Annotated in this window: 13 protein-coding genes; all 13 read left to right on the forward strand. The window is 53.5% G+C overall.

The features are described from left to right. The first annotated feature begins 71 nt into the window (after window positions 1–71). The 13 genes from QF010_RS26165 to QF010_RS26225 all read left to right on the forward strand — a co-directional run bounded on the left by QF010_RS26165 (window position 72) and on the right by QF010_RS26225 (window position 13,262). Window positions 72–1,448 carry an oligosaccharide flippase family protein gene (locus tag QF010_RS26165; protein ID WP_033056693.1) on the forward strand — a complete coding sequence of 459 codons (1,377 nt, stop codon included), beginning with the start codon at window positions 72–74 and terminating at the stop codon, window positions 1,446–1,448. A 139-nt stretch (window positions 1,449–1,587) separates the two neighbouring features. Then, window positions 1,588–1,782, forward strand: a complete 195-nt coding sequence (locus tag QF010_RS26170; protein WP_082459078.1) for a hypothetical protein — start codon at window positions 1,588–1,590, stop codon at window positions 1,780–1,782. Further along, entirely contained in the window at window positions 1,779–3,248 is a 1,470-nt protein-coding gene (locus QF010_RS26175; protein WP_033056692.1) for an FAD-dependent oxidoreductase, read from the forward strand. Before QF010_RS26170 ends, QF010_RS26175 begins: the two co-directional genes overlap by 4 nt. Before the next feature lie 135 nt (window positions 3,249–3,383). Next, the gene (locus tag QF010_RS26180; RefSeq protein ID WP_033056691.1) at window positions 3,384–4,001 is read left to right on the forward strand and encodes an acyltransferase; all 618 of its coding nucleotides are present in this window, start codon (window positions 3,384–3,386) and stop codon (window positions 3,999–4,001) included. Beyond that, entirely contained in the window at window positions 3,994–4,950 is a 957-nt protein-coding gene (locus QF010_RS26185; protein ID WP_429534215.1) for a glycosyltransferase family 2 protein, read from the forward strand. The genes QF010_RS26180 and QF010_RS26185 overlap by 8 nt, the downstream gene beginning before the upstream one ends. Before the next feature lie 8 nt (window positions 4,951–4,958). Further along, window positions 4,959–5,483, forward strand: coding sequence for a serine O-acetyltransferase (locus tag QF010_RS26190; RefSeq protein WP_033056687.1), 525 nt, complete (start codon window positions 4,959–4,961; stop codon window positions 5,481–5,483). Window positions 5,484–5,526: 43 nt separating this feature from the next. After that, a complete protein-coding gene (locus QF010_RS26195) occupies window positions 5,527–6,504 on the forward strand; it encodes a glycosyltransferase family 2 protein (RefSeq protein ID WP_033056685.1) in 978 nt (325 codons plus the stop codon). 7 nt (window positions 6,505–6,511) lie between these two features. Beyond that, window positions 6,512–7,447, forward strand: a complete 936-nt coding sequence (locus QF010_RS26200; RefSeq protein ID WP_033056682.1) for a DUF535 family protein — start codon at window positions 6,512–6,514, stop codon at window positions 7,445–7,447. 75 nt (window positions 7,448–7,522) lie between these two features. Next, on the forward strand, window positions 7,523–8,725 hold the full coding sequence (locus tag QF010_RS26205; RefSeq protein ID WP_429534216.1) for a glycosyltransferase: 1,203 nt from the start codon (window positions 7,523–7,525) through the stop codon (window positions 8,723–8,725). Beyond that, window positions 8,722–9,909: a glycosyltransferase family 2 protein gene (locus tag QF010_RS26210; RefSeq protein WP_429534217.1), complete on the forward strand. Its 1,188-nt coding sequence runs from the start codon at window positions 8,722–8,724 to the stop codon at window positions 9,907–9,909. Before QF010_RS26205 ends, QF010_RS26210 begins: the two co-directional genes overlap by 4 nt. Next, window positions 9,909–10,643: a WecB/TagA/CpsF family glycosyltransferase gene (locus tag QF010_RS26215; RefSeq protein ID WP_429534257.1), complete on the forward strand. Its 735-nt coding sequence runs from the start codon at window positions 9,909–9,911 to the stop codon at window positions 10,641–10,643. Before QF010_RS26210 ends, QF010_RS26215 begins: the two co-directional genes overlap by 1 nt. A gap of 273 nt (window positions 10,644–10,916) precedes the next feature. Further along, a complete protein-coding gene (locus QF010_RS26220) occupies window positions 10,917–12,059 on the forward strand; it encodes a hypothetical protein (RefSeq protein WP_033056672.1) in 1,143 nt (380 codons plus the stop codon). Between the two features lie 81 nt (window positions 12,060–12,140). Further along, the gene (locus tag QF010_RS26225) at window positions 12,141–13,262 is read left to right on the forward strand and encodes a glycosyltransferase 61 family protein (RefSeq protein ID WP_033056669.1); all 1,122 of its coding nucleotides are present in this window, start codon (window positions 12,141–12,143) and stop codon (window positions 13,260–13,262) included. Window positions 13,263–13,328: the final 66 nt, after the last annotated feature.

Here is a 13,328-nt window from a genome sequence, read left to right on the forward strand (position 1 = left end):
GAGCGACCGCTAGTGGAATGGCCAAACGCGACTATAGTTCCTTTTGAGCCATTGAGTCGGGGGATGATGCTATGTCGCTAGTTGATTTGTCGCCAACGTTGGGCCTTCGTAAGCGAGCGATCTCTGCTGGGGCATGGAATCTGGGAGCGCTGGTTACGTCTCAAGCCTTTCGCTTGGGCGGCAACCTGATAATGGCTCGTCTGCTGATGCCGGAGATGTTCGGCATCATGATGATCGCCATCACCGTTTCGCTGGTTCTGCACATGCTTTCCGATGTCGGCTTGCGCCAGAACATCATCCAGAGCCCGCGTGGCGACGATCCGGCATTTCTCAATACCATCTGGACCGTGCAGATCGTGCGCGGCTTTATCCTGTTTGCTTCGACACTTCTTCTCGCAGCCCTCGCCTGGTATGCACAGACCATTAATCTGTGGTCGCCCAATTCCACCTATGCCGCACCCGAGTTGCCGCTGGTGTTGGCCGTGACCGGTTTCTCGGCAATCATCGTTGGCTTTCAGTCGACCAAAATGGACCTGGCAGTGCGCGCTTTCCAGCAAAAGAAAGTGGTGCTCACCGAGTTTGGGTCTCAGGTCGTCGGGCTGGTGGTCATGCTGGCCATCGGTTACTTCACCCGGTCCATCTGGTCGCTGGTGATTGCAGGCCTGGTCCAATCGATGGTCAACACGCTGTTGGGGCATCTCTGGTTTGAGGGCCCTTCCAACCGTCTGCGGTGGGAGCGTGCTGCGCTCGATGAATTAGTCAGCTTCGGCCGTTGGATACTGTTGTCGTCGGCAGTGGGCGTATTGGCCTTGTACGGTGATCGTGTCTGGTTCGGCGGCAGCATGACGCCCGCTGAACTGGGGGTTTACTCCATTGCCGTGCTGATTTTGGGAGCGGTTCAGCTTGCGTTGCAAAAGATCGTCGGGGCCGTGGCCTTGCCGGCCTTCAGTGAGGCCACAAGAACCAATGACACCGCACGGCTCCACGCTTTGTACTACCGCTTGAAATTGATGCTCGATCTGGCCTGCCTGTTTCTCTGTGGATTGTTCCTGACCGGCAGTCCACTGCTCATCAGCATCTTGTACGACGAGCGTTACGCTGAGGCCGGCAACATGATGGCCATTCTTTCACTCTCTTTTTTCACCATGCGCTACCTGCTGTCGAATCAGGTCTGGATTGCCTTGGGACTCACCAAGTACCAGGCCATCGATAACATTATTCGCGTGGTCTCGTTGTGGGTGCTGCTGCCTCTGTTACTGGCGATTGGCGGAGTCAAATATGCGATTTGGGGCGCTGCCCTGTACACGTTTCCTACGCTTATCCTGGTTTTTTATGTCAATGGTCGTCTGGGGCTGTTGAGTCTCAAGCGTGAGCTGGTAGTGCTGCCAATGCTGGCGGTGGGGGCTTTGTGTGGGGAGTTATTGACGGATCTTTTCAAATGGCTTTGATCTGATCCATTTCTCTTGATGTTTCCAAAGCTGTGGCACAGCGTCGCCATTGAGGTATTGATGGCGGTCGCCAAAAAATATGGCCTTGATGTGTGGTTGAAATTTCCAACGTAATCTTGATGTCGTGGAGCTTTGAATCATGAGAGAAACTGATTTGAATACCTCTGTGATGGGGCGCAGAGGCTTCCTCCAGGCTTCTGCTCTATTGAGTCTTGGGGGGCTCATGTTCGGATTTTCCAAAGCCGTTGCCCGGCCTTCTGCTATTAAATCCGAGTTTGTTGTCATCAACGGATGGGTGCTGCCTGCCCGGCATTTTCGGCAAACACAAGCATGATCAAAGACTACCAATCGCAGAAAGAGCTCCGCGACCACTATGACGTCTGCATCATAGGCGGGGGGCCAGCTGGCATTACGCTGGCCTTGCGTTTAGCCGGTAATGGTCGGCGTGTGTTGCTTGTCGAGGGCGGCGGACACGAGTATTCGCCGACCTCGCAGAACCTCTACAACGTCTCCTCATCGGGCCTCGAGGTCTACGCTCATGAAACACGCCTGCGTTTTCTTGGCGGGACCTCCAATCACTGGGCCGGGCGATGCCGTCCATTCGAACCGTCGGACTTTGCCGTAGGCCCTCCGGTGCCCGTGCCCGGTTGGCCCATCGCGTTTTCCGAGATCGAGCGCAATCTGCCGGGGGCCATGGATATTGTCGATCTTCCGCCGCACTCCGGATTCAAGGCCATCAATGCGACTTTGGACGGCACTGACTTTGAGGCTGATCGTTTTCTGCTAAGCCCGCCGACGCGATTTGCACAAAAATATGCCAGGGAACTGAATGAGACCGAGGGGCTGGATGTCTTCATCCATTGCAATTGCGTCGATCTTGAGTTCGACAGCAAGACCGGCCGCATAGCAACGATAGTCGTCTCGGACTATGAGTTGCATCGAGAGCGAGTCACGGCAAAACAATTCATTCTGGCGACAGGCGCGATCGAGAATGCCAGGCACCTGCTCAACAGCGAGTCTCTCGCAGCTGGCGGTGTCGTAAGCAAGGATGGTTTCGTCGGCAGATGCTTCATGGAGCACCTGAACGTCGAAATGGGAAACTTCATCCTGAAAGACGGGGAGGGTACAGATGCTCGGCAGGAGTATTTCACGACCGATGCATTCGTGAGGGAGCACAAGTCAGGTAAAGGGAATGTGACGGCCACGCTTGTAGCTGAAGTGAAATCCTATGGGCGAATGGCGTCCATCAAGAGTTTTTTCGAGAACCTGGTTTGCGAAGTGGGTGCGGAGCGCAAGGTTGAATTTATTGCCAAATTCGATTGCCCTGGAGATGGGGTGCTCGGCACGCTGATCGAGCAGTTTCCCAACCCTGATAGCCGCATCTCATTGCTCGATGATCGAGATGCGTTAGGGATGAGGAAGGTCAAGATTCATTGGGAGCTAACGCCTGCAGACAGGGAAACAGTCAAGTCCATAGGGCTCGAAGTGGCCAAGTGTTTTGCCGATACAGGGCTGGGCTTCGTCAAGCTGGAAGAATGTGTGTATGACGTCGATTTGCCACTGAAGCTCAATCCCCATGCTCATCATATGGGGACCACGCGGATGGCGACTTCGCCTGAGTTTGGTGTGGTCGACGAGAACTGCAAAGTGTTTGGCGTCGAGAATCTTTACGTTGCGGGCAGCAGTGTTTTCGCTACAGGCGGTGCCTGTAACCCCACGATGCCTCTTTTGCAACTTGCTCTAAGGTTGGCGGATCATCTTAACCATCAGATGGGGCCCGGGGTGGGCAGATACTCATGAAGGGGGGAGCATGTGTGGATTATTTGAGTGTTGGGTTTTAGAGAAGCGTCTACTCTTGGAGTAGTGGTAATGAAGAATCAGGGTGTATCTAACTCTGGCGCAGATGTCTATCGCTAAATAATTGAGGCTGACAGGATGATTGGTCTACTGAAACGTACGATTGCTTATATTGCAAAAACAACGGGGCATGGGACGTCGCTCTATAAAAAATTCTGTAAGCCGAACGGGTATGACTGGGCTAAACATATGGTTCGGTGGGGGGGGCTATACTCCATCGGTAAAGGCGTATGGATCAATCCTGCTGCCAACATAACTGACCCTTCGCTAGTACGACTTGGAGATAATGTAGGTTTATCGTGTTGCACGCTGTTCGGCCACGATGGAGTAGTTGGCATGCTCGAGGTGCGCTATGGTAAAAAACTTGACTCTGTCGGCGCTATCGACATACGTGATAATTGTTTTATCGGTTATGGCTCTATCATCATGCCGCGTGTGACTATCGGCCCAAATTCGATTGTCGCAGCCGGTGCTGTAGTCATAAAGGATGTTCCGCCTGGGGTAGTGGTTGGGGGTAATCCAGCCAAGGTTATTTGTACGCTGGAAGAGGTGTTGGCGAAAGTCGAAGAGCGTAGCGCCACTTATCCGTGGATTGACCTTATCAGGCAGCGCAGTGGTGTATACGACCCGGAACTTGAACCGAAGCTTATAGCGATGAGATCGCAACACTTTTTTGGCGAGCAACCCAATGGCTAGTGCTCCCCTTGACGTGTTGGTCGTTAATTACAACACAGCGGAGTTGTTGCAGCCGATGTTTAATGCGTTACGCCAGTCAAATAGTGTGGATCGCACGCGCTATTTAGTGGTGGATAATGCCTCTGCGGATAATTCGCTGGAGTGTCTGGCAACTATTTGTCCAGAGGCATTGCAACTGGCCAATGAAAGTAATGTTGGCTTTGGGCGTGCCAATAATCAACTGGTTGAACACCTGCAGGGCAAGTATGCGTTGCTCCTCAATACCGATGCCTTTGTTGCTGCGGATACCCTGAGCAAGACCCTCGAGTACATGGAGGCTAATCCTGATTGCGGTGTCCTCGGCGTTCGCCTGGTTGGACGAGAGGGCGATTTACAGCCCTCGTGTCGCTATTTTCCGACGCCGTTGAATATCTTCCTCGGGCGTACAGGGCTTGAACGTTTTTTCCCTGCGGTGAAGAGAGTCGACGACATGACCTGGGATCATGCTTCGGTGCGTGAGTGCGACTGGGTGCCCGGGTGCTATTACCTGATCCGTCGTGAAGTCATCGACCAGGTTGGCTTGTTCGATCCGCGCTACTTCCTTTATTTCGAGGAGATAGATCACTGCAAACGCGTTAAACAGGCAGGCTGGAAGGTGGTTTACTACCCGCATACCACGGTGGTGCATATCGGCGGTGAAAGTGCCAAGTCTGTTGACAAGCTCAATGCGGCTAGTCGTCAGCTACCCACGTTACAAATCGAAAGTGAGCTTTTGTACTTCCGCAAGCACCACGGTCTGTCTGGTTTGGCCTCACATATGCTACTGGTGAGTATGGGTGATCTGATTTTGGCGCTCAAGGCGCTATTGAAAGGCCGGGGTCGGGCCGCTTTAGGGGCGTGTTGGCAGCATACTCGTGTGACCTGGGCGCTGCTGCGTGATACCAAATTCGCTAGCCAACCAACACGGTAGAGCCAGTTATGTTCGAAAACATACGTGCGGACTTACGTGCATACGCCGGAGATTGGGGGGCTCAGGGGTTTTGGGTGATGGTGGTTTATCGCTTCGGGCGCTGGCGTTACGGTGTGCGACCGGCACTGTTACGCAAGTTGTTCTCCTTTATATACAAAGTACTCTTCAAACTGGTGCAGATCGTCACGGGTATCGAGCTGCCGTGTGAGGTTGTGGTCGGGCGCAACTTCGTCATCGATCATTTCGGCGGCATCGTAATCAGTGGCTATGCGCAGTTCGGCGATGATTGCCGTATTCGCAATGGTGTCGTCGTGGGCCTCAAGAATGTGAGTGACCCGATTGCTCCGGTGATGGGTAACAATGTTGATATCGGTGCAGGGGCCAAGGTGCTGGGCAATATCCGCATTGGTAACAATGTCGTGATTGGTGCCAATGCTGTGGTGCTGACCGATGTACCGGACGACTCAGTGGCAGTGGGCGTGCCTGCGACTATCAAGAAAAGGAAGTACGCAGATTCGAGGGAGTTCTCATGAACCACCCGATGGATTACTTCAATTGCGTCGCTGAGTGAACGCCATGGCTATGGGTATCGGTGTCGTTGTTATCGGTCGCAACGAAGGCCTACGGCTTGAGCGTTGTCTGACTTCCCTCGTCGGTTCGGTGGAGAAGGTCGTTTATGTCGACTCTGGATCAACGGACGATTCAGTGCCGGTGGCACTGAGGCTTGGGGTCGAGGTGGTCGAGTTGGACATGACCATTCCCTTCACTGCAGCGCGTGCGCGCAATGAAGGATTTTCCCGCCTGCAACGCCTATTGCCGGCGATGCGTTATGTGCAGTTCGTCGACGGTGATTGTGAGGTTGTCGGCGACTGGCTGCCCCGGGCGCAGGCCTTTCTTGATACTCATCCTGACGTCGCGGTGGTCTGTGGACGGCGCCGTGAACGTTTTCCGCAGCACTCGGTTTACAACTTGTTGTGTGATTTCGAATGGGATACGCCGGTCGGTGAGGCCAAGGCATGCGGTGGCGATGCGTTGATGCGGGCTGACGCCTTCGCCGATGCGTCCGGATTTCGACCGGGCCTTATTGCCGGGGAAGAGCCTGAGTTGTGTGTGCGTCTGCGTGGGAATGGTTGGAAGGTCTGGCGTCTGGGTGAGGAAATGACCTTGCACGATGCAACCATGACCCGGTTCGGCCAATGGTGGCGGCGTACCCTGCGCGGTGGTTATGCCTTTGCCGAGGGGGCATTTTTGCATGGGGCGGCGCCGGAGCAACATTGGTTGCGTGAGTCGCGCCGTGCCTGGTTCTGGGGATTGGGTGTCCCGCTGGTGACGGTTCTCGCGAGTTGGGTGTCGGGATGGTTTGGGCTGCTGGTGCTGCTGGTGTATCCATTGCAGGTCGTGCGCCTGGCTCGTGGGGGCGATAGGTCCACGCGCGAAAACTGGCTGCGGGCTTTCTTTCTCGTGCTGGGGAAATTTCCCGAGATGCTCGGGCAAGTCAAGTTTCTACTGAACAGATTCGGCGCCGGTAAGACGGCGCTGATCGAATACAAGTGAGACTGATATGAATAATTGGGTGATATTGAAGAGCGTGTTTTTTTTACATGCCGGGTATTCTTTAAGGGCATTGAATAATAAGTTTAAAATGCTGGTATTAGTTGCAAAAAACTGGTCCGAGCTGAAGTTGTTTTGCGGGCGGATGTCGAACGCTCTGGGCAAGTCCGGAGTTGAGAAATTAGGCGGGGATTGTGTAGGCGTTGTTCATTGGCCATACATCAGTAAAAGCTGGAACCCCAAGAATAAACTGAGTGTGTTGGCCTCGCATTACGAAGTGGTGACCAAAAGCTGTCCGCAGCTATTGCTGTTGGGGCGAAGTGACAGTTTGCTGCTGAGTGATTTGTCGGAGTTTGCGGCTGGCTGTTCCCTGGTGCTGGATCGGCCCTTCTGGTTTATGCGTGAAGGGGAGCTGGTGCTGAACTTGTTTCAGGGGGATCTGCGCATTGCGTCAATAGCCTTCACCTTGTGTCGTACGGACACTGAGTTATGTATTTTTATCGGCGCCGTTCAAGGGATACATAAAGGCGTCGAGAGTGAACTGTCGTTGAGTATCTACAGGGACCTGACAAAAGACTTTGAAGGCCTTCGGCCAAGAAGCTTTCTGATCGAAGTTATTAAATACATTGCCATCAATATCGGTGTTGAAAAAATCTATGCGGTAGGGGATGGCTATCGCCACCATCGTCATCCGTATTTTGGCGCTCACAAAGCGCTAGAGCTGGCGGCCAATTATGATGTGATCTGGTTAGAGCATGGAGCGACTCCATCAGAGCGCGAAGATTTTTTTGAGATCCCCATGATTCTGTCCAGGAAGCCGCTCGACAGTATTGCTTCAAAAAAACGTGCCATGTATCGCAGGCGCTATGAGCTGCTGGACGATACCTTTAAAAAGATAGACAGCGTGTTGATAGGCAGTTATAGCAGCAGCCGTGTGGCTAGTTGACGTTCCTGATACCTGTACTACTGTGGGGTTACTTGCAGTAATAATCCACTGAAACGACAACTAAGTCTGGTTCCTATGCGTATTGCTTATTTCATCAATCAATACCCCAAAGTCAGCCATAGCTTCATTCGTCGCGAAATTTTGGCGTTGGAACGTCAGGGGTTTGTGGTGCAGCGCATTGCCCTGCGTGGCTGGGATGCCGAATTGGTGGATGCCGAGGACGTGTCCGAACGCGATAAAACCCAGTATGTGCTGCAGGGCGGGGTCAAAGAGCTGTTAGTGCCTGTGCTTCAGGTGTTGCGCGCCCAGCCGCGACGCTTTTTTTCGGCGCTGTGGCTGGCGCTACGCATGGGCCGGCGTGCCGATCGCTCCTGGCCCTACCATTTGGTTTATTTGGCCGAGGCGTGTCGCGTGCTGATGTGGTTGCAGGCGTTCGGGGCCGAGCATGTGCATGCGCATTTCGGCACCAACTCAACCGAGGTGGTGATGCTGGCCAATGTACTCGGTGGGCCGGCGTACAGTTTTACCGTACATGGGCCGGAAGAGTTCGACAAACCGCAGTTTATTCATTTGGGCGAGAAAGTCCGGCGCGCAGCCTTTGTCGCTGCTATCAGTTCTTATGGGCGCAGCCAGCTGTATCGCTGGGTGGCTCATGCCCACTGGCCAAGGGTAAAGGTGGTGCATTGTGGGCTGGAGAGGGCGTTTCACGATGTGCCGGCCGTTGCCGTGCCATCCGCGCCGCGGTTGGTTTGTGTAGGTCGTTTGTGTGAGCAGAAGGGTCAGCTTTTGCTGCTTGAAGCCGCCCGCATCCTGACAGCTCAAGACGTGGAGTTCGAAATGGTACTGGCCGGCGATGGAGAAATGCGCGCGGAAATCGAAACCCTGATTGCACGGCATGGCTTACAGGCACGGGTGCGAATTACCGGCTGGATCAGCAGCGATCAGGTGCGGGCGGAGATTCTTGCGGCGCGGGCCTTAGTGTTGCCGAGCTTCGCCGAGGGGTTGCCGGTGGTCATCATGGAAGCCATGGCGTTGCGCCGACCCGTGCTGACGAGCTATGTGGCGGGCATACCCGAGTTGGTGCGACAGGGGGAGAACGGTTGGTTATTTCCGGCCGGAGCTGTGGATGAGTTGGCGGCGGCGCTGGCGGACTGCCTCGCGCAACCTGTCGAAGTGTTGCAGCGGATGGGCGAGGCGGCGTATCAGAGAGTGCTGGAACGACACGATATCGATATCGAAGCAGCCAAGTTGGCTCATTTGTTCAGGGAGCAAGCATGATCACATTACTTAGTTGGCTGTTCAGCGCACTGCTGATACTCATCCTCCTGCCGGTGTTGGTGCTGTTTGTGCAGGTGCTGATGGCCTGCCTGCCTGTACGGTCGCGCTCGCCTGCGCAAGGACCGCGACCGCGGGTGGCGGTGTTGATACCGGCACACAATGAATCCTCGATCATCGTCGCGACGTTAAATAGCATTCGGCCGCAGTTGCTTTTGGGTGATCGCCTTTTGGTGGTGGCGGATAACTGTTCTGACGACACGGCCGCGCAGGCCCGCACAGCGGGCGCCGAGGTGGTGGAACGCAGCAATGATCAGCAGCGTGGCAAGGGTTATGCGCTGGACTGTGGGGTGCGTCATTTGGCGAGCGATGCGCCGGACGTCATGATTGTTGTCGATGCGGATTGCCAGGTGGCCGAGGGTTCTATTGAACGTTTGGCAATCTGTTGCATCGACTCAGGGCGACCAGCGCAAGCACTTAATTTAATGCGTGCTCCAGCAGGTTCCGGGCTGAAAGTGCGGCTTGCCGAGTTTGCCTGGTGTGTGAAGAACCGGGTGCGGCCGCAGGGTTGGACCCGGCTCGGTTTGCCCTGTCAGTTAATGGGCACGGGAATGGCTTTCGTCTGGCGGGATATGACGTTGATCAGGTTGGCCAGTGGCCACATCGTTGAAGATTTGAAGATGGGCCTGGATTTATGCCGAAGCGGCAAGCCGCCAGTGTTCTGCCCCGATGCTCTTGTGACCAGTTATTTTCCGCGCAGCGAAGAAGGTTTAACGACCCAACGTACGCGCTGGGAACATGGTCATCTAGGGGTCATCCTTGGGGATACGCCGAAGTTGCTGGTGGAATCGATTGGCCAGCGAAACTGGAGTCTGCTGGCGATGACGCTGGATTTGCTGGTCCCTCCGTTGGCCTTGTTGACGTTGGCCTTGGTGGCGGCATTTGGTTTGTCATGGTTGGTATTCATGCTGTCGGGAGCTTTGGCCCCAGCATTGATAGCTTCTTTCGGGGTGGCAATATTGGGTGTGACTGTCTTGCTGGCATGGAGCCGGTTTGGTCGCGGGATTATTTCTTTTTCAGCCTTGTTGTATGCGCCGTTCTACGCGGTGAAGAAAATCCCTCTGTACCTCGGATTTTTGCTTAAGCGCCAGGTTGAATGGGTGCGTTCGAAGCGAGATGACACTTGATGCGCGCTTTATCCTGGTTGCACAGCTGGCAAACGATTATCCAGGATCTCAGGGTGGTCAGTGATGTGGGTGATGAACAAGGATTGATTGATGCTTTATCCAGGACTGAGTCAACGAAGGTGCTGGGCTTCGTCAATGCCCATGCCATGAACCTGGTGGCGGGCAACACCGATTACTATCACGCGTTGTCGGCTGCTGACGTGTTATTACGCGATGGCTCCGGCATGGCTGTCCTGCTGCGTCGCCTCGGCCTGGAGCCGGGACTGAATATGAATGGCACCGATTTCATTCCCAAATTGCTGGCCGCGTTCAAGGGCCGGCGCGTGGCTTTCTGGGGGACTGAAGAACCCTTTCTAGCCAACGCAGTGCAGCATAGCGAGGCGGTATTTGCGGTCAATGTAGTCTCTGCCCACCATGGTTTCGCGCCGGTGGAGACCTACATCAACCTTGCCCGGCAGTTTCAACCGGAACTGGTTGTGTTGGGTATGGGCATGCCCAAGCAAGAAGCTGTTGCTGCCAGGTTAGCCGTCAGTGGCGTGCCTTGTCTGGTCGTGTGCGGTGGGGCGATTCTGGATTTCCTCGGCGGCAAGGTCACTCGGGCTCCGCAATGGGTGCGTCGTCTCGGTTGTGAGTGGGTGTTCAGGCTACTGAGTGAGCCAAAGCGATTATTCAGACGCTATGTGGTGGGTAATCCGATGTTCTTGTTGCGCACATTGATCTACAGGGATTCCTGACATTACAAGAATTTGACGCCTGGCCGGCGCCATAAAAAACGCAGCTGAAATATCTTGCAAAACCCCGACGTAGCACCTTTACTCAGGTTGGAATTACCGACTTGACGGGTATGTTCGGGGTCGTTTTCATCATTAAGATTGGCGTCAACAAAATGTTGTCAGACGCCGCATATTTTGAAAAAAAGTGCTCGGCTGTCGAGCGCTCATTTCGAGTAGTTAGGTTATTGATTTGTAAACTCAAATGGCCATTCCTTGAAGTGTGCTAATAACCAAATGAAAAAATACATAGCCGAATTAATACGTAAGTTAATCTCTCCTTCAATGCGATTTGAGCTAAGGAAAGCGCTCGCCTGGCTGCAAGATATAGGGGGGAGGGCATGTTTTTGGCGTTGGGAAATCGCCAGATTCAAACTGCGCGAAGACAGTGCCTTTGAAATTCTCTATGTGGGCAGGAAAACACAGCGGGAATTTGTAAAGGTACTACTGGGTGCTGAATCTAAAACGGTTAATAGCCAATTGAAGTTGGATAATTCAGCGCGAACAGTGTGGGTCAGTGAAATGCCGACCTTGGGTGCATTATATGTGCCTCAATATTTAAGTGCTGTCGTTCCGCTGAGCCGGTCAATTGAGGATATTACCGCCAGGTACAATACCGAGTTGCGTCGAAATCTGCGCAAGAACCGGTTGCGCTATCGTATGAAACAGGCCTTGAACGATGATGAAATTGAAATCGCAGATCGGGAAATGCTGAAGCCCTATGCCAGAGCGAGGCATGGAGCATCCGCCTCTCAAATTGAATCGCATGAGGTTCAAAGGGTGGCAAAAAATGCCGGGCGGCTCGATCTGGTACTGCTGGAGGATGAAATTGTTGCATGCCATCTTGGATGCGTCATTACCCGGGCAGGAAAACGCTACTGGAGCACGATCCGTTTCGGCTATCCCGATGTTGTATTTTCAGATGCCAAGAAGTTACGTGAAATCAACTCGATTACCACGTTCATGGCGCTTGAATGGGCGATAGAAAATGGTTTTGACTATTATGATATCGGCACTTGTCTGGCACGCCCGGATGATGGACTTCTTGAATGGAAGAGAAGACGTGGGGGTGATGTCGATACGCTGGGCAATCACGGCTATTTGTTTGTTCGACTGCCCAAGGTGGGCGCGGCCCAATTTCTTTGGGAGACCCCTCTATTTGCTGTCGAAGGCAAAAAACTGACACTTCATCTTGGGTTGCCGGACGGACCCAGTGATGAGGAGGTCGCGGGTCGATATCGTGAAATGGGTTTTGGTGGACTGTTCAAAATATATCTTCATTGTTCTAGAAAACCGGAAGAGGCGCTCCTCGACACGTTGCGCGGCCGCTATGCTCATCTGGCATTACCCCCTATTCTGGAAACTATTGAATCCACCTGAATAGGTTGCTTTAAAGAAGTACGGTTTACGTGTTTGGCCATAAAGGCTGTTTCGGTATAACCACATTACGATGAGGTGCATATGTCGAAATTTAACGCATTGACGAGTGGCGGCCAATCAAAGTGGAGCCTTGCTGCGTATAAACACATTCTTAAAACGCGACTTATACGCAAGCCGTCGTTAACGCTGCAAAACCTGGCCGTGAAAACGTGGGAAATTGCTCCAGGCGAAATCTCAATGGCTCCGCCCGCTTTTTTCCTTCCCAATCAACTCGAACGTGTGACGGGATGGGCAGGGGAGCTTTTCTATCCTTACGAGCATCCCCGTCGCACAATGGAAGGAGTGGGCAGTGTTGAACATGGGGCAACACGAGGCTACCTGCTTAAAGATGTCTGGTTAATGGATGGCACTCTTTACAAAGGTAATGCCAAGTCTTCGTTGTCGCCTAGATCTGGATGGTTACCAAAGATTCGCGTAGAAAACGAAATTGATCGCGGTGCGATGTTTTGTACGGCGGGAGGGAATAAATGGTTTGGCTCGTGGTTAATGGATGATTGCATAACCTATCCAATAGCCTGCGAGGAAGGCGTTCCGGTGACCACGGCAGTGCCTGCCAACGGTGTGTCCACCGCTACGACCTGCATACTTCATGCCCCCGGCTATGAGGACTGGCTTGGTATGACGCCGGTTCGTTTACGCGATGCATTTTTTCGTGAGCTCGTTATCTTTGACGACCTGAGTCAAAATCGACATAAGCACCTGCGCTTTCGGGCGATGGGTGAAAAGTTACTCTCGCACGTAAAAGTTTGCGATCACCCAGGCGTGTTCGTTCTGCGAGGCGGCACGGGAGAATTGCGATTGTTACGCAATGAATTGGAACTTGCCGAGCGTCTGCGTGACCGCAGGGGGTTTCGGATTATCGATCCTGCGAAATCCGACGTTGCCACTATCGTGGCGGCCTGTGCCGGTGCAAGAACAGTGGTAGGGATTGAAGGGAGTCATCTAATACACGGCGTTAATGTACTCCAGCCGGGTGGTTCGCTGCTGGTTTTGCAGCCCCCTAATCGCTTCCTCTGTTTTTTCAAATATCTTACGGATCGTGATCATCAAAACTTTGGCTTTGTGGTCGGTACGCAAGAGGGCAATGGCTTCAGGATCGATCCCGATGAGGTTGAGCGTACGCTGGATCTATTTCCGGCATAACAGCTTCTTCAGGTTTCTGGATATCTGAATTCATGCCGGGGCAGGAAGCCACCCCGGTATTCTGGG

Source organism: Pseudomonas silensiensis, from assembly GCF_050434865.1.
Taxonomy (GTDB): Bacteria; Pseudomonadota; Gammaproteobacteria; order Pseudomonadales; family Pseudomonadaceae; genus Aquipseudomonas; species Aquipseudomonas fluorescens_W.